This window comes from Georgenia halophila (genome assembly GCF_039541595.1).
The window spans coordinates 421963-440967 of the sequence record NZ_BAABGN010000002.1; the positions used below are offsets into that span (position 1 = coordinate 421963).

27 protein-coding genes are annotated in these 19005 nt (G+C 69.9%); 1 reads left to right on the forward strand and 26 read right to left on the reverse strand.

Going from position 1 to position 19005, the window contains the following annotated elements:
- The first annotated feature begins 17 nt into the window (after positions 1–17).
- Positions 18–803, forward strand: coding sequence for a TetR/AcrR family transcriptional regulator (locus ABD907_RS03365; protein WP_345215069.1), 786 nt, complete (start codon positions 18–20; stop codon positions 801–803).
- 135 nt (positions 804–938) lie between these two features.
- On the opposite strand, the gene rplQ is transcribed toward ABD907_RS03365, so the two are convergent.
- The 26 genes from rplQ to rplV form a co-directional block, all read right to left on the reverse strand.
- The gene (rplQ, locus tag ABD907_RS03370) at positions 939–1616 is read right to left on the reverse strand and encodes a 50S ribosomal protein L17 (RefSeq protein WP_345215070.1); all 678 of its coding nucleotides are present in this window, start codon (positions 1614–1616) and stop codon (positions 939–941) included.
- A gap of 34 nt (positions 1617–1650) precedes the next feature.
- Positions 1651–2676 carry a DNA-directed RNA polymerase subunit alpha gene (locus ABD907_RS03375; protein WP_345215071.1) on the reverse strand — a complete coding sequence of 342 codons (1026 nt, stop codon included), beginning with the start codon at positions 2674–2676 and terminating at the stop codon, positions 1651–1653.
- A gap of 133 nt (positions 2677–2809) precedes the next feature.
- Positions 2810–3217 carry a 30S ribosomal protein S11 gene (gene rpsK / locus ABD907_RS03380; protein ID WP_345215072.1) on the reverse strand — a complete coding sequence of 136 codons (408 nt, stop codon included), beginning with the start codon at positions 3215–3217 and terminating at the stop codon, positions 2810–2812.
- 93 nt (positions 3218–3310) lie between these two features.
- Positions 3311–3691 (reverse strand): 30S ribosomal protein S13, encoded by a 381-nt coding sequence (rpsM, locus tag ABD907_RS03385; RefSeq protein WP_345215073.1) that lies wholly within the window; start codon positions 3689–3691, stop codon positions 3311–3313.
- 143 nt (positions 3692–3834) lie between these two features.
- On the reverse strand, positions 3835–3948 hold the full coding sequence (gene rpmJ, locus ABD907_RS03390) for a 50S ribosomal protein L36 (protein ID WP_166845672.1): 114 nt from the start codon (positions 3946–3948) through the stop codon (positions 3835–3837).
- Between the two features lie 57 nt (positions 3949–4005).
- Positions 4006–4227, reverse strand: a complete 222-nt coding sequence (gene infA / locus ABD907_RS03395; RefSeq protein ID WP_043501486.1) for a translation initiation factor IF-1 — start codon at positions 4225–4227, stop codon at positions 4006–4008.
- Between the two features lie 186 nt (positions 4228–4413).
- A complete protein-coding gene (locus ABD907_RS03400; protein WP_345215074.1) occupies positions 4414–6927 on the reverse strand; it encodes a LuxR C-terminal-related transcriptional regulator in 2514 nt (837 codons plus the stop codon).
- 2 nt (positions 6928–6929) lie between these two features.
- Positions 6930–9359: a winged helix-turn-helix domain-containing protein gene (locus ABD907_RS03405; RefSeq protein WP_345215075.1), complete on the reverse strand. Its 2430-nt coding sequence runs from the start codon at positions 9357–9359 to the stop codon at positions 6930–6932.
- Positions 9360–9464: 105 nt separating this feature from the next.
- Complete coding sequence (gene map, locus ABD907_RS03410) at positions 9465–10298, reverse strand: type I methionyl aminopeptidase (RefSeq protein WP_345215076.1); 834 nt, start codon at positions 10296–10298, stop codon at positions 9465–9467.
- A gap of 4 nt (positions 10299–10302) precedes the next feature.
- Positions 10303–10905, reverse strand: coding sequence for an adenylate kinase (locus tag ABD907_RS03415; RefSeq protein WP_345215077.1), 603 nt, complete (start codon positions 10903–10905; stop codon positions 10303–10305).
- Positions 10902–12197 carry a preprotein translocase subunit SecY gene (gene secY / locus ABD907_RS03420; RefSeq protein WP_345215078.1) on the reverse strand — a complete coding sequence of 432 codons (1296 nt, stop codon included), beginning with the start codon at positions 12195–12197 and terminating at the stop codon, positions 10902–10904. The genes ABD907_RS03415 and secY overlap by 4 nt, the downstream gene beginning before the upstream one ends.
- A 136-nt stretch (positions 12198–12333) precedes the next feature.
- Positions 12334–12819: a 50S ribosomal protein L15 gene (gene rplO, locus ABD907_RS03425; RefSeq protein WP_345215079.1), complete on the reverse strand. Its 486-nt coding sequence runs from the start codon at positions 12817–12819 to the stop codon at positions 12334–12336.
- On the reverse strand, positions 12819–13001 hold the full coding sequence (gene rpmD, locus ABD907_RS03430) for a 50S ribosomal protein L30 (protein ID WP_345215423.1): 183 nt from the start codon (positions 12999–13001) through the stop codon (positions 12819–12821). The genes rplO and rpmD overlap by 1 nt, the downstream gene beginning before the upstream one ends.
- On the reverse strand, positions 13001–13690 hold the full coding sequence (gene rpsE / locus ABD907_RS03435; protein WP_345215080.1) for a 30S ribosomal protein S5: 690 nt from the start codon (positions 13688–13690) through the stop codon (positions 13001–13003). Before rpsE ends, rpmD begins: the two co-directional genes overlap by 1 nt.
- Positions 13691–13721: 31 nt before the next feature.
- The gene (rplR, locus tag ABD907_RS03440) at positions 13722–14105 is read right to left on the reverse strand and encodes a 50S ribosomal protein L18 (RefSeq protein WP_345215081.1); all 384 of its coding nucleotides are present in this window, start codon (positions 14103–14105) and stop codon (positions 13722–13724) included.
- Between the two features lie 2 nt (positions 14106–14107).
- Entirely contained in the window at positions 14108–14647 is a 540-nt protein-coding gene (gene rplF / locus ABD907_RS03445; RefSeq protein ID WP_345215082.1) for a 50S ribosomal protein L6, read from the reverse strand.
- A gap of 13 nt (positions 14648–14660) precedes the next feature.
- Positions 14661–15059 carry a 30S ribosomal protein S8 gene (rpsH, locus tag ABD907_RS03450; RefSeq protein ID WP_345215083.1) on the reverse strand — a complete coding sequence of 133 codons (399 nt, stop codon included), beginning with the start codon at positions 15057–15059 and terminating at the stop codon, positions 14661–14663.
- 56 nt (positions 15060–15115) lie between these two features.
- The gene (locus tag ABD907_RS03455) at positions 15116–15301 is read right to left on the reverse strand and encodes a type Z 30S ribosomal protein S14 (protein ID WP_345215084.1); all 186 of its coding nucleotides are present in this window, start codon (positions 15299–15301) and stop codon (positions 15116–15118) included.
- Positions 15301–15873, reverse strand: coding sequence for a 50S ribosomal protein L5 (rplE, locus tag ABD907_RS03460; protein WP_345215085.1), 573 nt, complete (start codon positions 15871–15873; stop codon positions 15301–15303). Before rplE ends, ABD907_RS03455 begins: the two co-directional genes overlap by 1 nt.
- Positions 15870–16214 carry a 50S ribosomal protein L24 gene (gene rplX, locus ABD907_RS03465; protein WP_345215086.1) on the reverse strand — a complete coding sequence of 115 codons (345 nt, stop codon included), beginning with the start codon at positions 16212–16214 and terminating at the stop codon, positions 15870–15872. Before rplX ends, rplE begins: the two co-directional genes overlap by 4 nt.
- 1 nt (position 16215) lies before the next feature.
- Positions 16216–16584: a 50S ribosomal protein L14 gene (gene rplN / locus ABD907_RS03470; RefSeq protein ID WP_345215087.1), complete on the reverse strand. Its 369-nt coding sequence runs from the start codon at positions 16582–16584 to the stop codon at positions 16216–16218.
- Positions 16585–16767: 183 nt separating this feature from the next.
- The gene (rpsQ, locus tag ABD907_RS03475) at positions 16768–17001 is read right to left on the reverse strand and encodes a 30S ribosomal protein S17 (protein ID WP_345215424.1); all 234 of its coding nucleotides are present in this window, start codon (positions 16999–17001) and stop codon (positions 16768–16770) included.
- A gap of 71 nt (positions 17002–17072) precedes the next feature.
- Entirely contained in the window at positions 17073–17312 is a 240-nt protein-coding gene (gene rpmC, locus ABD907_RS03480; RefSeq protein ID WP_345215088.1) for a 50S ribosomal protein L29, read from the reverse strand.
- Complete coding sequence (gene rplP, locus ABD907_RS03485) at positions 17312–17731, reverse strand: 50S ribosomal protein L16 (protein ID WP_345215089.1); 420 nt, start codon at positions 17729–17731, stop codon at positions 17312–17314. The genes rpmC and rplP overlap by 1 nt, the downstream gene beginning before the upstream one ends.
- Before the next feature lie 3 nt (positions 17732–17734).
- Positions 17735–18574: a 30S ribosomal protein S3 gene (rpsC, locus tag ABD907_RS03490; protein ID WP_345215090.1), complete on the reverse strand. Its 840-nt coding sequence runs from the start codon at positions 18572–18574 to the stop codon at positions 17735–17737.
- On the reverse strand, positions 18574–18975 hold the full coding sequence (gene rplV / locus ABD907_RS03495) for a 50S ribosomal protein L22 (protein WP_345215091.1): 402 nt from the start codon (positions 18973–18975) through the stop codon (positions 18574–18576). Before rplV ends, rpsC begins: the two co-directional genes overlap by 1 nt.
- Between the last annotated feature and the right edge of the window lie 30 nt (positions 18976–19005).

Sequence of the window (19005 nt, forward strand, 5' to 3'; positions counted from 1 at the left end):
AGTAGCATCGTGGGGTCATGTCATCCGAGCCGTCGGCGCCGGGCGCGCCACAGCCGCAGTCCTCGCTGCGGCGCAGCCTGGATCTGCTCTGGCGGGGCAGGACGCCGGCGACCAAGGGACCCAGGCCAGGCCTGACCCTCGACCAGATCGTCACCACCGCGATCGAGGTCGCCGACACCGAGGGCGTCGACGCCCTGTCGATGCGCCGGATCGCCCGTGGTCTTGGCGTGGGCACGATGACGTTGTACCGGTACATCCCGGACAAGACGGTGCTGCTGAACCTCGTCATGGACCGTGTGAGCCTGCCGGAGCCGGACCGGGCAGGTGCCTCACCGGAGCGTTCGTGGCGCGAAGCGATCGAGAACGATGCGTGGCAGGGCCGTGCCCTCTACCTTCGACACCCGTGGCTGTTGCAGCTCAACTGGGCCAGACCGGCGATGGGGCCGAACAGCGTGGCCGACGTCGAGCGGCAGCTCGGGGGTATGCGCGGCCTGCCGTTCAGCGACCGGGAGAAGATCAACCTCATCACGACGGTCGACGCCTACGTCACCGGCTCTGTCCGCCAGGAGATCCAGTACCAGCGCGCCACCCAGGAGACCGGACTCAGCGACGAGGAGTTCTGGGGCATCACCTTCCCCGCGCTCGAGGAGGCCATGGAGTCGGGTCAGTTCCCCATCCTGGCTCAGCTCGACGAGGACTCCTTCGAGGGCGGGTGGGAGGAGACGTTCGCCGGCGGCCTGGCCTTCCTGCTGGACGGCATCGAGCTCGAGGTGGACCGACGCCACGCCGGTGGTGCGGAATGAGCAGCAGGGGCGAGAGCCACCGGCTGAGCGCCTTTGCCGGTGGTCTCTTGCCGCCCGAGCCGCAGGCACGACGAAGGACCCGGACAAGTTTGCCGGTCCGGGCCCTCCGTGCGGCGCCCGTGGGCGCCGGATGACTCACTTGCGGGGGTCGACGGACCCCTTCGACTGGCCTGCCTCGGCGTCGGCGGCCTTGGCGTCGGCGGCGGCCGCGGAAGACTCCGCCGCCGCCTGCTGCGCCTCGGCCGTCTCGGAGGCCTCGACGGACTCCGTGGCCGAGCCCTGCTCGCCGGGAGCCTCGGCCTCTACGGTCTCGGCGGTCGCCGCGGCGACCTCCTCCTCCGACGGAGCCTCGGCGGCGTCGGTCTTGGCGGCGCCGGCCGGGGCGGCGTCGGCCTTCTTGGCACCGCGCTCGGCGGCCTTCTCGGCCTCCTTGACGGTGGCCTGCTTCGGGCTGACCGGCTCGAGCACCAGCTCGATCACGGCCATGGGGGCGTTGTCACCCTTGCGCGGGGCGACCTTGGTGATGCGGGTGTAGCCGCCGTTGCGCTCGGCGAACTTCGGCGCGGTCTCCTCGAACAGCTCGGCGACGACGTCCTTGCGGCGCACCGTCGCAAGGACCTTGCGCCGAGCGGGCAGGTCGCCGCGCTTGGCGAGCGTGATGAGCTTCTCCGCCACCGGGCTCAGCCGCTTGGCGCGGTGCTCGGTGGTGGTGATGCGCTTGTGCTCGAACAACGCGGTGGCCAGGTTGGCGAGCATCAGTCGCTCGTGCGCGGCGCTACCACCCAGACGGGGACCCTTTGCGGGGGTTGGCATGATCTCTCCTGATTAGGTGTGTCGGGTGAGCAGGTCAGCCGCGCTGCTCGTCGCTGAACTGGATGTCACCGTAGGTGTCGTCCTCCTCCTCGGCGCCGGCGACGGCGGCGAGGTCGAAGTCCGCGGGGCTGTCCTTGAGGCTCAGACCGAGACCGGCCAGCTTCTCCTTGATCTCGCCGATGGACTTCGCACCGAAGTTGCGGATATCCAGCAGGTCGGCCTCGGAGCGCGCGACGAGCTCGCCCACGGAGTGGATGCCCTCACGCTTGAGGCAGTTGTACGAACGGGACAGCAGCCCGAGGTCCTCGATCGGCAGCGCAAGATCCTGCGCGAGCGCGGCATCCGTCGGGGACGGGCCGATCTCGATGCCCTCGGACTCGACGTTGAGCTCACGGGCGAGACCGAAGAGCTCGACGAGGGTCTTGCCGGCCGAGGCGAGCGCGTCGCGCGGCTCGATCGCGTTCTTGGTCTCGACGTCGACGATCAGCTTGTCGAAGTCGGTGCGCTGCTCGACGCGGGTGGCCTCGACCTTGTACGTCACCTTCAGCACCGGGGAGTAGATCGAGTCCACCGGGATACGGCCGATCTCGGAGTCGGCGCTCTTGTTCTGCACGGCGGAGACGTAGCCGCGGCCACGCTCTACGGTCAGCTCGATCTCGAGCTTGGCGTTGCCGTTCAGCGTGGCGATCTGCAGATCGGGGTTGTGCACCTCGACACCGGCCGGCGGGGTGATGTCGGCCGCGGTCACCACGCCCGGGCCCTGCTTGCGCAGGTACATCACGACGGGCTCGTCGTTCTCCGAGGAGACGACGATCTCCTTGATGTTGAGGATGATCTCGGTGACGTCCTCCTTGACCCCCTCGACGGTGGAGAACTCGTGCAGCACGCCGTCGATCCGGATGGACGTGACGGCGGCGCCGGGGATGGCGGAGAGCAGGGTGCGGCGGAGCGAGTTGCCGAGGGTGTAGCCGAAGCCGGGCTCCAGCGGTTCGATGGAGAACCGGGACCGGTGGTCGTTGACGACCTCTTCGGACAGTGCGGGGCGCTGGGCGATGAGCACTTGGTGGGTTTCCTTTCAGCCGACGTCCGCTATATGACGTCATGGCGAGGTCCTGCCGGCCTAGGTCTGTCCGGCAGGGTGAAACTGGTGCGCCGTGCGGCGGACCCCGGAGGGCCGCACCGCCACGGCGGCGTCAGACGCGGCGGCGCTTGGGCGGGCGGCAGCCGTTGTGCGCCTGCGGGGTGACGTCCTGGATCGAGCCGACCTCGAGGCCGGTCGCCTGGAGGGAACGGATCGCGGTCTCACGGCCGGAGCCGGGACCCTTGACGAAGACCTCGACCTTCTTCATGCCGTGCTCCTGGGCGCGGCGCGCGGCGGACTCGGCGGCCATCTGTGCGGCGAACGGTGTCGACTTGCGTGAGCCCTTGAAGCCGACCTGGCCCGAGGATGCCCAGGCGATGACGGCGCCGGACGGGTCGGTGATCGTCACAATCGTGTTGTTGAAGGTGCTCTTGATGTACGCGTGGCCGTGGGAGACGTTCTTGCGCTCCTTGCGGCGCGGCTTGCGCGCGGCAGTGGCCGTACGGGTCTTGGGGGGCATACGGGTCTACTCCTACTAGGTCGTCGGAAGCTCTGTGACGTGCACGGAACCGATCGCTCCGGGGTACACGGGGCGGAGTCCCTGTGCGAGCTACTACTTGCGGCCGGCCTTCTTCTTGCCGGCGACGGTGCGCTTCGGGCCCTTGCGGGTACGCGCGTTGGTCTTGGTGCGCTGACCGTGCACGGGCAGCCCACGGCGGTGGCGCAGGCCCTGGTACGCACCGATCTCCACCTTGCGGCGGATGTCCGCCGAAACCTCGCGGCGGAGGTCACCCTCGACCTGGTAGTTGCCCTCGATGTGGTCGCGGAGCGCCACGAGGTCCTCGTCCGTCAGGTCCTTGACCCGCAGGTCGGGGCTGACGCCGGTGGCGGCAAGCGTCTCGGCCGCACGGGTGCGGCCGACGCCGTAGATGTAGGTGAGTGCGACCTCGAGGCGCTTCTCGCGCGGGAGGTCGACGCCGGAAAGACGTGCCAACTTTGACTCCTGTTGTGGGTCGGAGGTCCTCCGCACCACCCTCCCGCATGTGCGGGCCCCGGCCTCCGAACCGAGGGTGGCGCTCGAGTGTTCGAACGCTGGTGGTACGCGGTGCCGGGGCGCTGCTCCCGGCGGTCAGGGTCTCAGCCCTGGCGCTGCTTGTGACGAAGGTTGCTGCAGATGACCATCACACGGCCGTGACGGCGGATCACCTTGCAGCTGTCACAGATCTTCTTGACGCTCGGCTTGACCTTCATGTTTCCTCCGCCGCCGCGTGACCCGGGCCCCGGGCGGCGGCAGTAGCTCGTGTGCGGTTACTTGTAGCGGTAGACGATGCGACCCCGGGTGAGGTCGTACGGGCTCAGCTCGACGACGACCCGGTCCTCGGGAAGGATCCGGATGTAGTGCTGGCGCATCTTGCCCGAGATGTGGGCAAGGACCTTGTGACCGTTGCTCAGCTCCACGCGGAACATCGCGTTGGGAAGTGCCTCGACGACACTCCCTTCGATCTCGATGACGCCGTCCTTCTTCGCCATTACTCCCGCTCAGGTTGGTGTTGTGTTCCTGGCGATGGCTCACCCAGCGTGGAGCCGCGCAGGCAGACCCGGAAAATAGGTCGGGTGCGGACGTCCGAGCAGGGGTGATGCCATGCCCAGCGGTTCATCCTACGGCATGACGCCTGGACACGGTACCGGCGAGCCTCGTGACAGCGGTCACCGCCGTCACGGGAGCAGGCCCAGGAGGCGACTGCGCTCGAGCGCCTCCGTGCGGGAGTGCACACCGAGCTTGCGGTAGATGCTACGCACCTGGGTCTTGACCGTGCTCTCGGAGACGTACAGCCGGCGTGCCACCACGGGGAGCGGGCGCTCGAGCGCCAGCTCGCGCAGCACTGCCCTCTCCCGCATGCTCAACCGTTCCACCCGCGCCGCCTGCGGGAACGGCGCCGCCGCGTGCGCCTCGTCCAGCCTTTCGAGCAGCGCAGGGGCGCCGGGGACCTCACCGATCACCTGCTCGAGGTCGGCGCGCGGGACCAGCACCAGGGGACGGATCATGCCGGTGCGCTCGGCGAGGCCGACGACCAGGTGGGCCGCCTCCAGCGAGAGCGCACGCTGGTCGAGGCGGTGCGCAGCGACGGCGCGCGCCAACGCGAGCTTCAGGGCGATCCTCGGCCGGACCGGTGCGAGCCGGAACGCATCACCGGTCAGGAGAAGGACCCGCCGGTCGTCCCCCGAGTACAGGGCCAGCCGCGCGTGTGCCGAACGGAGCAGCCCGTCCTCCCACCACTTGGGGCCCGCGCGCTCCCCCACTTCACGGGCACGGGCCAGCTGCCCGGAGGCGAGGCACAGATCGACGGCGCACGCACCGAGCAGGTTCCGGCCCAGCCGGGGCTGCCCGCCGGCACGGTCGAGCTGCTGCTCGATCTCGCCGAGGACCTCGGCGGCCGCCGCAGGCGAACCGTCGAGGAAGAGCGCGCGGTTCGCCCGGTTGTAGACGACCACGGCCTGCAACCAGCTCAGCCCCTCGGAGACGTCCGGCAAGTTCACCGCGGCCCCGAGGTCCTCGAGCCGATCGAGACTGGTCAGGGCCGGTACGACGGCGGCGGCGACCGTCTGCAGCTGTCCCAGCGGCTCCTGGGTCATCTGCTCCTGTCCTGTCACGGACGCGACACGTCCTGTCCCGGGTGCGGCACGGCCGGCCGGCTCGGCCAGCCAGCGTTCGCCGGTGCGCAGGTGCCCGAGCAGAGCGGTTGCCAGGGCGACGCCCGCGGTCGCCTCTCGTGCCACGGGGCCGCCGAGGGGGTGACGAGCGGCCTCGAACCAGGCGAAGCTGGCGCGGATCAGGTCGCCGTCCGCGAGCAGCGCATGACCGAGCTCGAGCAGCGCGGCGTTCACGTCCGGGTCACCGAGGCGACCGAGTGCCGGTCCGGTGGCCGGCAGGTCCGACTGCAACGCCTCGAGGAACCACTGCGGCGGCTGGCCCGGGAGCACGTGGTGGAGCGCGAAGACGGTGGCGTTGGTGGCGACGGCTCGGGCCGGGAGATCGGCGACGGCACGGTGCAGCCGTGGGTCGTGAGCGGCGAGCATGCAGGCCCAGGAGCTCTCGACCACCTGGGTGAGGAGGTCGGCGTCCTGGGAGGCGAGCGCGTGTTCGAGTGCGTCCAGGCCGTCGGCGCCGGCCAGTGCGGCTCGGGTCACCTCGGCGCTCAAACGCCGGTAGCGCACCGGATCGTCCTCACGCAGGAGCATGTTCAGGGCTTCTCGCAACAGCGGCGGGTATGACAGCGTGCCGTCCTGCGCGCGCAGCAGCCCGACCCGCGTCAGGCGGTTGAGTGCCCGGTTGACCAGGTCCGCCCGGGCGGTGCCGACAAGCTGTTCGGCAAGTTGCGGGGTGAAGCGCTCGGCCACGGCCGTGGTGAGGATCAGGTCACCGTCGTCCGTGTCGCGCAGCACGAACCGGAGGTAGTCGGCGAGGCCGTGCGGGTCGAGCGTGACCTCACCGTCGGGTCCGGGCCGGGCCGTGGCGAGGGCCACGCGGACCAGGGCGGGCCAGCCGCCCAGCCCGCTGCCGACCCGTTCGGCGGCGTCGACCGAGATCTTGACGCCCATGGCGTCGGCGAGCGCGTGGGTCAGCTCTGCCGCCAGCGCGAGGTGGGACGCTTCCAGGACCACCGCCTCCGGCGCGGCCGCCCTGGCCAGGCTGACCACCGGACGGGCCGAGCGCGTCGTCAGGACGAGCCGAAGGCCCTCGTGGCGCCTGGCCAGCTCGACGAGCTCCTCGTCGACGTCCGCGTCGGCCACCCGGTCGTAGCCGTCGATCACGAGAACCAGCGGACGGCGGCCTTGGACCGCGCGCACGAGCGCCGCCGACCCGCGTCCCGGGCCGTCGTCAGGAGAATTGGCCGAGGCCGGTGTGCCACTGCCGCGGTGCAGCCCGGCGACGACGTCGTCGTCCACCTGGGCAAGGGCACCGAGCACGTCCGTCCAGAACTGCTCGCGGCCGACCGTTCCGGTCAGGGAGATCCACACGACGTCGTGGTTCGGCAGATCGGTGCTCCGCAGCCAGCTGGACACCGTCGCCGTCTTGCCGTAGCCGCGCGGGGCGTGCACCACGACCAGGGACGGCAGTCCTCGTAGCGCCTGGGCCGCCGCCGGCGTGGGGGTGAAGGCGGCGGGGACGCGCGGGAGCCCGCGGCCGACGGCCCGGTTGGTCTCGACGAGCCGAGCGGGAACGGCCATGTTCAGCCTTCCCGGGCGGTGATGAGGTTCGATCCCTCCAGCTCTGCGGCACGGCGCAGGGCGGCGGACCGGCTCGCGACTCCGAGCTTGGCGTACACGCTGCGCAGGTGAGACTTCACGGTGTTCACCGACAGTCCCAGCGCCTCGGCGACGGGGACGGCCCCGCTGTGCTGGCGAAGGACCCGCAGGACCTCGAGCTCGCGCGGGGTGAGCAGCCCGGCGACCTCCGCACGCGCGACGCGTTCCGCGGGGCGGTGCGCCTCCGGCCAGAGCGCCAGGACACGCTCGTCACCTCCGGCGAGCGCGGTGAACACCGCGTGATCCATCACCAGCAACGGCCGGCGCTGGCCGGAAGCCTGCGCGATGCGCACGGCCTCCATGAACGCGGCGCCGGCCGCGGCCTGCTCCCCGAGCGCATGGTGGGCGGCCGCGAGCACCAGCCGGAGCTTCATGCTCACGCGCCGGGACAGCCCCGGATGGCCCAGCCCGGAGCGGGCACGCTGAGCCGCGTCGCGGAACGCCCCGCCCGCGAGGGCGATGCGTGCGTGGCTGTCCAGACTGACCGCGGTGACCGGCAGGTCCCGGGCCACCTCACGCGCCTGCTCCAGCAGGCCACCGGTCAGCAGCACGTCGACCTCGCCGGCGTGCAACGAGGCCTCGGTGAACCGGCCTCGTGGGACGTAGTGCCTGGCGGCGCGCAGCTGTGCGGCTTGGCGGACGGCCTCGACCGGTCCGCCGACGGTCACGGCGTGGGACGCCGTCACGAGCACCCCGAGGGCCCAGACCTCGTCACGGCGTGAACGTTCCACGACGGCCCCGACGCCGGACTCGTCGTCCGGCGCGAGCTGGTCGAGAGCGACCAGTGTTCGGATCGTGGCGCCCCAGGCCTCGATGACGCCGGCTACCGCGGGCGGGTCGTCGCTGCGCTCCAGCACGCCGTCGCGGAGCCACGCCGCCGCGAGGTCGACGTCACCCGCCGTGGCGTGCGCGCCGGCCAGCCCTAGCGTGGCGATCGCCACGACTGAGGATCGCTCGTCCACCTGCTGAGCCAGCGTCCGGGCGCGGCCGAAGGCGTAGAGCGCAGCCGACCAGTCCCCGGTCAGGACGGCCGCCGTCCCCCACTGCAGCAGCGCGAAGGTGGTCTCGTCGGTGCCGGCCCGGCTCGGCGCGAACTCCGCCGTCACGCCCCGGAGGTCTCCGGCGTGCCACCGCTGGTGGGGCGGGCGGACATCCGCCGGAGCGGCATCGAGGTCTTCCTTCGCGATCCGGAAACGCGGCCGCCGCTCCGCGACGTCCGCCGGTATCGCTCGCGCCGCCCGGACGAGCGCTTCCCGGTGGATGGTGACCAGGTCGTGCCACCCGTTCTCCATCAGCAGCTCGGCCGTGGCGTACTCGCCGGCCGCGACGGCGTGGAAGAGGGCCTGGACGACGTCGCCCCGACGCCGCGCCAGCTCCATGACTCTCGCGTGGACGCCGCGCAGCTCCGCCGGTCTGGTCTCCGCGAACGCGCGGACCAGCGCCTCGCGCACGAGGGGCGGATAGGAGTAGATGTACCGACCGCCATGCAGCCGTTCCTCGAGAAGGCCCGACGAGCGCATGGCGTGCAGGAGGGACAGGGCATGCTCCGCCGGTGCGAGTGCCTCCGCGAGCTCGGCGTCGAAGGAGTCCGGGACGGCGGTGCACAGCAGGAACGACTGCAAGCCCGGGTCCCGCAGGTCGCGCCACACGTTGACGATGTAGTCGTCGGCCACCTCCGGGCTCACCGTCCCGCCCGCCGTCCCCAGGCGGGTGAGCACGCTACGGATGACTGCGGGCCACCCGGCGAACCCGGTGACCAGGCGTTCGGCCTCGCCCTCCACCAGGTCGACGCCCAGTCCTTCCGCGAGAACCCGCACCTGGTCGGGCCGCAGGCCGAGCCTGTGCGGGCAGACCAGGTTGACGTCCACAGCCAGACTTCCCGTGGTCTCGATCGGCCTCGTGGAGCGGGTCGCGATCACCAGGCAGAGGCGGTCGTTGTGCCGGACGAGCTCGAGGAGGTCCTCGTCGGGTCCCGACCCGGCCGCCCGGTGGTAGTCGTCGATGACGAGCGTCAGCGGTGTCTCCTGGTGCGCAAGACGCCTGAGCACTCGCGTACGTGCCGACCTGCCCGGCTCGCGCGCCGCCGAGCTCACGCCGGCGAGGGCGGTGTCCAGCAGGTACCAGAAGTGCTCGACGTCGTCGCACTGCGGCGTCAGCGCCAGGCGGACGACCTGGCCCGCCGGTGGGTCTTCCTCGAGCCAGGTGTCCAGGAGGATGGTCTTGCCGTAGCCCGTGGGAGCGCGGACCACGGTGAGCGGCGCCTGGTCGGCCAGCAGGTCGACCAGAGCCGGGTCGATTGCGTGCGCCTGCGGTGACCGGCGCCGTCGGCCGTCGATGAGAGCGGTTGTCGTCACGTCACGTCCCTCTGTGAGCCCCCGCACGCTCAAGGTACAGCGGGCGAGAGTTCCACATCAGCGGAACGGCGCGGGATTTTGCTCGACGGGGACGACGGCCGGCGCTCAGTCGAGCGCGGCGACGACCGCCCCGCGTCCGGCGAGCGGGCCGGCGCCTCCGTCGGGCGCCGTCAGCACCCAGATCCCGTCCTCGAGGAGGGCGACGGTGTGCTCGAAGTGGGCGGCACGGGAACCGTCCGCCGTCACGACCGTCCAGTCGTCGTCCAGCACCCGGCTCTGCGGGCTTCCGGCCACGAGCATCGGCTCCACGGCCAGGCACATGCCGGGGCGCAGGCGCGGCCCCTTCTCACGGGTGCGGTAGTTGAGCACCTCCGGCGGCTGGTGCATCGCCGTGCCGATGCCGTGCCCGACGTACTCCCGCACGATGGCGAACGTCCCACGGCCGGTCTGCGCGGCGCGTTCGACGACGGTCTCGACGGCGTCGCCCACCACCCCGAGGCGCTCACCGCGCCCCAGCGCGGCGATGGCCGCCCACATGGCGTCCTCGGCCACGTCCGCGAGCGCCTGGGAGCCGGCGTCGTCGCGGCCGACCACCACCGAGAAGGCTGCGTCACCGTGCCAGCCGTCGACCACGGCGCCGCAGTCGAAGGAGACGAGGTCGCCGGCGGCGATGACCCGCTCGCCCGGGATCCCGTGCACGATCTCCTCGTTCACCGAGATGCACACGTGCGCCGGATAGCCGTGGTAACCGAGGAAGTTCGAGGTCGCGCCCGCCTCCGCGAGGACGTCGGCGGCGACGGCGTCGAGCTCCGCCGTCGTCGTTCCGGGCGTGACGGCCGCACGAAGCGCGGCGTGGATGTCTGCCACGACGAGACCTGCCCGCCGCATGGTGCGGATCTGGTCTGGGGACTTGTACTCGATGCGCTCTCGGCCGAACACGGTCTCAGCCCTGCTCGTCGCCCTCGGGCTTGTCGTTCGCCCGGCGAAGGGCGTCCATGATCCGCTCGGTCACCTCGTCCACGGTCCCGAGACCCTCGACCCGGACCAGCAGACCGCGCCGGGCGTAGGTCTCGGCCAGCGGGGCGGTCTGCTCGGTGTAGACCTCGAGTCGACGCCGGATCACCGGCTCCGTGTCGTCGGTTCGGCCCTGTTCCTGGGCGCGGTTGAGCAGTCGGCCGATGACCTCGTCGGTGTCGGCGGTGATCTCGACAACGGCGTCGAGGCTGGTGCCGGCGGCCGCGAGGATGTCGTCGAGCTCGGCGACCTGCTCGTCGGTGCGCGGGTAGCCGTCGAGGAGGAAGCCCCGCGCGGCGTCGGCCTGGCCGAGCCGGTCGCGCACCATGGCGTTGGTGACCTCGTCCGGCACGTACTCGCCCGCGTCCATGTACCGCTGGGCGCGCTGACCGAGGTCGGTCTGCTCGGCGACGTTGGCACGGAAGATGTCGCCGGTCGAGATCGCCGGGATGCGGAGACGCTCGCTGATGCGGGCGGCCTGCGTGCCCTTGCCGGCTCCGGGAGGGCCGAGCAGAACCAGGCGTGCGCTCATCGGAGGAACCCTTCGTAGTGACGCTGCTGGAGCTGGGAGTCGATCTCCTTGACGGTCTGCAGGCCGACGCCCACCACGATGAGGACGGACGTGCCACCGAACGCCATCATCTGCTGGTCGATGCCCATCTGCGCGAAGACGATCGTCGGGATGAGCGCCACCAGCGTCAGGTAGATCGCACCGACCGTGGTGATGCGGGTCATGACGTACTGGAGGTACTCCGCCGTCGGCCGGCCGGCTCGGATGCCGGGGATGAAGCCGCCGTAGCGCTTCATGTTGTCCGCCACCTCGTCGGGGTTGAATGTGATCGAGGTGTAGAAGAACGCGAAGAACAGGATCAGCGAGGCGAAGAACGCCAGGTACAGCAGCGACTGCGGATCCGCGACGTTCGTCAGGATCCACTGGACCCAGGCCTCGCTGGGGTCACCGAACTGGGCCGCCAGCGATGGCAGTGCCAGCAGTGAGGAGGCGAAGATGACCGGGATGACGTTCGCCATGTTGATCTTGATCGGGATGTAGGTCGACGAACCGCCGTACATCCGCCGCCCGACCATCCGCTTGGCGTACTGGACCGGGACCCGGCGCTGGGACTGCTCGACGAAGACGATCAGCAGGGTGATCAGCAGGATGAGCCCGATGACGGCGATGAACCGTCCGACGCCGCCGTCGCTCTCCAGGATCGAGCCGAAAGCGCTCGGGAAGGACGCCGCGATCGAGGTGAAGATCAGCAGCGACATGCCGTTGCCGACGCCGCGCTCGGTGATGAGCTCGCCGAGCCACATGATCAGGGCCGTGCCCGCCGTCATCGCGATGATCGTCAGCACGAGGTTGAGCGGGGAGTCGTTCGGGATCGGCGGCGGCGTGCAGCCCGGGAACAGCGAGGTGTTCGCGACGGTGACGATGACCGACGACTGCAGGACTGCGAGGAAGATCGTCAGGTAACGCGTGTACTGCGTGAGCTTCGCGGTACCCGACTGACCTTCCTTGTGCAGCTCCTCGAACCGCGGGATCACCACGCGCATCAGCTGGACGATGATGCTCGCCGTGATGTACGGCATGATGCCGAGCGCGAAGATGCTCAGCTGGAGCAGCGCACCACCGCTGAACAGGTTGACCATACCGAGCAGGTCCGCGGTGCCTCCCTCTGCAAGGCACTGCTGGACGTTGCGGTACGACACTCCTGGGGCCGGCACGAACGTGCCGAGGCGGAAGATCGCCATGATGCCCAGCGTGAAGAGCAGCTTGCGCCGCAGGTCAGGCGTGCGGAACGCCTGGGCGAATGCGCCGAGCAAACTTCCTCCTGCTGATCGGGTCCTTTCGGACCAGGCCGGCCACCTGGGCGGCGGCGCATGTTTGGGCCGCGGGTCAGACTACGCGATCAAACGGCACGGGCGGCCCGGCTCTCGCCGGGCCGCCCGTGTCGTCGGCTCATTCGGCGGAGATGGATCCGCCGGCTGCCTCGATCTTGCTCTTGGCCGACGCGGACCACGCGTCGACGCTGATCTCGAGCTTGACGTCGAGCTCACCCGTGCCGAGGACCTTCACCGGCTGACCGGCGCGCACGGCGCCCTTGGTCGCCAGATCCTCGCGGGTGACGGTGCCACCCTCGGGATAGAGCGAACCGAGCCGGTCCAGGTTGACGACCTGGTACTCGGTGCGGAACGGGTTCTTGAACCCGCGGAGCTTGGGCAGCCGCATGTGCAGCGGCATCTGTCCACCCTCGAAGCGGGCCGGAACCTGGTACCGGGCCTTGGTGCCCTTGGTGCCGCGCCCGGCTGTCTTCCCGCGCTTGCCGCCTTCGCCGCGACCGACGCGGAGCTTGGTGGACCGGGCGCCAGGAGCCGGACGCAGGTGGTGCACCCGCAGAGCGGGGCCCGCCTCCGCCGAGTTCTCGGCGTTCTTGGAATCGGCCATCAGTCGACCTCCTCGACGGTGACGAGGTGCGCCACCGTCGTGATCATGCCGCGCACCTCTGCACGGTCCTCCCGCACGACCGACTGGCCGATGCGGTTGAGGCCCAGAGTCCGCAGCGTCTCACGTTGGTTCTGCTTGCCGCCGATGGCGGACTTGGTCTGGGTCACCTTGAGCTGAGCCATCATGCACCCGCCCCGGCCTTGGCCTGCTCGGTGACGTCGCGGTCCTTCGCCTCTCCCGCGGCCCGTGCCCGCAGCAGCGCGGCCGGGGCCACGTGCTCCAGGGGAAGGCCACGGCGAGCGGCGACGGCCTCAGGCTGCTCGAGCCCCTTGAGCGCCGCCACGGTGGCGTGGACGATGTTGATCGCGTTGGAGGACCCGAGCGACTTGCTCAGGATGTCGTGGACACCGGCGCACTCCAGGACGGCACGCACCGGACCGCCGGCGATCACACCGGTACCGGGGGACGCCGGGCGCAGGAAGACGACGCCCGCCGCTGCCTCACCCTGGACCTGGTGCGGGATGGTGCGGGCGATCAGTGGGACCCGGAAGAAGTTCTTCTTCGCCGACTCCACGCCCTTGGCGATCGCCGAGGGCACCTCCTTGGCCTTGCCGTAGCCGACGCCGACCGTGCCGGCGCCGTCACCGACGACGACCAGAGCGGTGAAGCTGAAACGACGCCCGCCCTGGACGACCTTGGAGACGCGGTTGATCGTGACGACGCGCTCGATGTACTGGTTCTTGTCCTCGGACCCGCGACGGCCGTCGCGACGACCGCCCTGGCGTCCGCCCTCGCGGCGGTTGCCGCCCTCGCGGTTCTCGCCCGAGCCGGTAGCGGGACCGCCGGTCCTGCTTCGCTGCGGTGCAGCCATCAGATGTTCCTCTGCTCTCGTACGCTCTGCTTCACAGGGTCAGTCCGCCCTCGCGGGCGCCGTCGGCCACGGCCGCGACCCTTCCGTGGTACTTGTTGCCGCCTCGATCGAATACGACCGAGACAACGCCCCTGCCCTTGGCGCGCTCGGCGACGAGCTCGCCGACCCGACGGGCCTTGGCGACCTTGTCGCCCTCGGCCGACCGCAGGTCCGCCTCGAGCGTGGAGGCCGAGGCCAGCGTGCGGCCTGCGGTGTCGTCCACGAGCTGGGCAACCATGTGGCGGCTGGAGCGGGTGACGACGAGGCGGGGACGCTCGGCCGTGCCGGTGATGCGCTTGCGCACCCGGAGGTGTCGCCGCGCCCGGGCTACCTGCTTGCCCTTGCCCTTGCCCTGCCGCTTGATCGTGACAGCCATTCCTATTTACCAGCCTTTCCGACCTTGCGGCGGACCTGTTCGCCGGCGTAGCGCACGCCCTTGCCCTTGTAGGGCTCCGGCTTGCGGATCTTGCGGATGTTCGCGGCCACCTCACCGACGGCCTGCTTGTCGATGCCGGACACGGTGAACTTCGTGGGGCCCTGCACCGAGAAGGTGATGCCCTCGGGCGCCTTCACAGAGACCGGGTGGGAGAACCCGAGCGCCAGCTCGAGGTCGTCGCCCTTCGCCAGCACACGGAAACCGGTGCCGACGATCTCGAGCTCTCGTGTGTAGCCTTCGGTCACGCCGGTGACCAGGTTCGAGATCAAGGTGCGGCTCATCCCGTGCAGCGAGCGCGACTCGCGCTCCTCGTCCGGGCGGGACACGACGATCGAGCCGTCGTCGTCCTGGCTCACGGTGATCGGTTCAGCAACGGTGTGCGACAGCGTGCCCTTGGGGCCGTTGACGGTGACGTGCTGGCCGTCGATCGTGACGTCGACGCCGGAGGGAATCTTGACCGGGTACTTTCCGATTCGAGACATCAGCTTTCCTCCGTCACCAGACGTAGGCGAGGACTTCCCCGCCTACACCCTTGCTCTGTGCCTCACGGTCGGTCAGCAGGCCGGAGGAGGTGGACAGGATCGCCACCCCGAGGCCGCCGAGGACCCTCGGCAGGTTCGTGGACTTGGCGTACACCCGCAGGCCGGGCTTCGAGACGCGACGCACACCGGCAAGCGAGCGCTCGCGGTTCGGGCCGAACTTCAGGTCCAGGGTCAGCTTCTTGCCGACCTGGGCGTCCTCGACGGTCCAGCCGGCGATGTAGCCTTCGGCCTTCAGAATCTCGGCGATGTTCGCCTTGAGCTTCGAGTACGGCATGGACACCGCCTCGTGGTACGCCGAGTTGGCGTTGCGCAGACGCGTGAGCATGTCTGCGATGGGGTCAGTCATCGTCATCGGGCGTCAGCCCTTCCTCGTCGTGGTTTCCTCGCGGGACCTGCGACGCAGTCGTTTTACCAGCTGGACTTCGTTACGCCGGGGAGCTGACCCGCCAGGGCCATCTCGCGCAGGCAGATGCGGCACAGCCCGAACTTGCGGTAGACGGAGCGCGGGCGCCCGCAGCGCTGGCAGCGGGAGTAGGCACGCACACCGAACTTCGGCTTCCGGTTGGCCTTCTGGATCAGAGCGGTCTTCGCCATCAGTTCTCCTTGAACGGGAAGCCCAGGCGACGCAGGAGCGAGCGCCCCTCTTCGTCGGTGGTGGCAGAGGTGACGACCGTGATGTCCATCCCGCGGACCCGGTCGATCTTGTCCTGGTCGATCTCGTGGAACATCGACTGTTCCGTCAGACCGAAGGTGTAGTTGCCCTTCCCGTCGAACTGCTTGGGCGAAAGCCCGCGGAAGTCGCGGATGCGGGGCAGCGCGAGGGACAGCAGACGGTCCAGGAACTCCCAGGCCCGGTCACCACGCAGCGTGACGTGCGCGCCGATGGGCTGGCCCTCACGGAGCTTGAACTGCGCGATCGACTTGCGAGCCTTGGTCACCTGCGGCTTCTGACCGGTGATGGTGCTCAGGTCGCGGACCGCGCCCTCGATGACCTTCGAGTCACGAGCGGCGTCGCCCACGCCCATGTTGACCACGATCTTGGTCAGACCGGCGACCTGGTGGACGTTCTTGTGCCCGAACTCCTCGCGCAGCGCGGGGAGGATGTCCTCGCGGTAGCGCTGCTTCAGGCGCGGGATCTGGGTCTCGGTGGCGGTGGGTGTAGTCATGCGATGTCCTTACCGGAGCGCTTGGCCACGCGGACCCGACTGGTCCGGGTGCGGCCGTCGCGCTCGACCTGCTCGGTGCGGTAGCCGACCCGGGTGCCCTTCTTGGTCTCCGGGTCGACGACCATCACGTTGCTCACGTGGATGGCGGCCTCGACGGTCTCGACGCCACCGGTGCGGGCACCGCGGGAGGACTGTCCGACCTTGGTGTGCTTGGTGGCGCGCTGGACACCCTCGACGACGATGCGGTCGGAGTCCTGGTGGACCTCGAGCACCCGCCCCTGCTGGCCCTTGTCGCGGCCGGAGATGACGACCACCAGGTCGCCCTTCTTGATCTTCGCCATGTCAGAGCACCTCCGGCGCCAGAGAGATGATGCGCATGAACCTCTTGTCGCGCAGCTCGCGGCCGACAGGGCCGAAGATGCGGGTTCCGCGCGGGTCGCCGTCGGTCTTGAGGATGACGGCGGCGTTCTCGTCGAACTTGATGTACGAGCCATCCGGGCGACGGCGTTCCTTGGCGGTGCGCACGATGACGGCCTTGACGACGTCACCCCTCTTGACGTTTCCGCCGGGGATGGCGTCCTTGACGGTGGCGACGATCGTGTCGCCGATGCCGGCATAGCGCCGACCGGAGCCGCCGAGAACCCGGATGCAAAGGATCTGCTTCGCACCGGTGTTGTCGGCGACCTTCAGCCGCGACTCCTGCTGGATCACTGGTTTCTCCTTGTCAACCTGGTTCTCGCGCCTGGCGCGAGCCTTGGTGAACTCGTCTGTGGATCTCGCTTCCGCGAGCCTGACCTTGCGTCGTTACTCGACCGGCCGAGAGGCCGGCCGCCTCGTAACGGACGTCGATCACGGAACTGATGCTTGATACGCCCCGTAACCCCGCTGGAAGTGTTACTTGGCCTTCTCGAGGATCTCGACCACGCGGTGGCGCTTGGCGGCCGAGAGCGGTCGGGTCTCCATGATGCGGACGAGGTCTCCGACGCCGACCTCGTTGGTCTCGTCGTGGGCCTTGACCTTCTGCGTGCGACGGATGACCTTGCCGTAAAGGGCGTGCTTGACGTGGTCCTCAACCTCGACCACGACGGTCTTGTCCATCTTGTCGCTGACCACGTAGCCACGGCGCATCTTGCGGAACTTGCGCTCGGCGGACGTGGCCGCTGTCTCCTCAGTCGTAGCGTTCTCGCTCACTGGGTTCCTCATTCCTCGGTGCTCGGCGCGGTCCTGATGCCGAGCTCGCGCTCGCGCACGATCGTGTAGATGCGGGCGATGTCGCGACGCACGGCCTTCAGGCGGCCGTGGTCCTCGAGCTGACCCGTGGCTGCGGAGAACCGCAGGTTGAAGAGCTCAGCCTTGGCCTTCTCGAGCTCCTGGGCGAGACGGGCGTCGTCCATCGCGTCCAGCTCGGCCGGGGCCAGCCCCTTGGTTCCGACGGCCATCAGCCCTCACCACCCTCACGGGAAACGAAACGGGTCTTCATGGGCAGCTTGTGCTGTGCGCGGGACATCGCCTCGCGCGCCAGCCGCTCGTCCACACCGGCCAGCTCGAACATGATCCGGCCGGGCTTGACGTTCGCGACCCACCACTCGGGCGAACCCTTGCCGGAGCCCATGCGGGTCTCGGCCGGCTTCTTCGTGAGCGGACGGTCGGGAAAGATGTTGATCCACACCTTGCCGCCACGCTTGATGTGACGGGTCATGGCGATACGGGCCGCCTCGATCTGCCGGTTGGTGACATAGGCGCCCTCGAGGGCCTGGATCCCGTAGTCGCCGAAGCTGATCGAGGTGCCACCCTTCGCCACGCCACGGCGCGACGGGTGGTGCTGCTTGCGGTGCTTGGTCCGCCGAGGGATGAGCACGGCTCAGGCCTCCGTTCCGGTCGGTGCCGACGTCGGAGCAGCCGGGGCCTCGCCCGCGGTGCTCTCGGCGGGAGCGGACTGCTGCGGCTGACGGGATTCGCCGCCACTACGGCCGGCGCCCTCGCGGCGTGGGGCTCCACGGCCCCGGCCGCGCGGTGCTCCGCCGCGGGAGGACGAGTCCGCCTGCTCGCGGGCGTACTCCTTCTCGGTCACGTCACCCTTGTAGATCCAGACCTTCACGCCGATGCGTCCGAAGGTCGTGCGGGCCTCGAAGAAGCCGTAGTCGATGTTCGCGCGGAGGGTGTGCAGCGGCACGCGGCCCTCGCGGTAGAACTCGGAGCGCGACATCTCCGCGCCGCCGAGGCGTCCGCCGCACTGCACCCGGATGCCCTTGGCGCCGGCGCGCTGCGCGGACTGCATGCCCTTGCGCATGGCGCGGCGGAACGACACGCGGCTGGCGAGCTGCTCGGCGATGCCCTGGGCGACCAGCTGGGCGTCCAGCTCGGGGTTCTTGACCTCGAGGATGTTCAGCTGCACCTGCTTGCCCGTGAGCTTCTCCAGCTCGCCGCGCAGCCGATCGGCCTCCGAGCCGCGGCGCCCGATGACGATGCCCGGGCGGGCGGTGTGCAGGTCCACGCGGACGCGGTCACGAGTGCGCTCGATGTCGACCTTGGAGATGCCGGCGCGCTCGAGGCCCGCGGACATCAGCCGACGGATGGCCACGTCCTCGCGCACGTAGTCGCGGTAACGCTGGCCCCCCTTGGTGCTGTCGGCGAACCAGCGGGAGCGGTGATCGGTGGTGATTCCGAGCCGGAACCCGGTCGGGTTGACCTTCTGACCCATTACCGGGCCCTCCCCTTCGATCCAGCGGCGCCCTGCATTGCAGCGGCCGCGTCCTGTTCCGCACCGACGATGATCGTGATGTGGCTGGTGCGCTTGAGGATCTGGCTGGCCCGGCCCTGGGCACGCGGACGGAACCGCTTCAGGGTGGGGCCCTCGTCGACGTACGCCTCCAGAACGACCAGATCCGACTCGTTGAACGCCTCGCTGGCCTGGTCGGCCTTCACGCGAGAGTTCGCGATCGCGCTCTCCACGACCTTGCGGACCGGCTCGGCCGCCGCCTGCGGTGCGAACCGCAGCACGGAGACAGCCTCCTCGGCCCGCTTGCCGCGGACGACGTCCACGATCCGGCGCGCCTTCTGGGGCGTGACGCGTACGAATCGCGCCTGCGCCTTGGCTTCCATGTTCCTGCCTTACTTCTCGGTTCGGTGCGC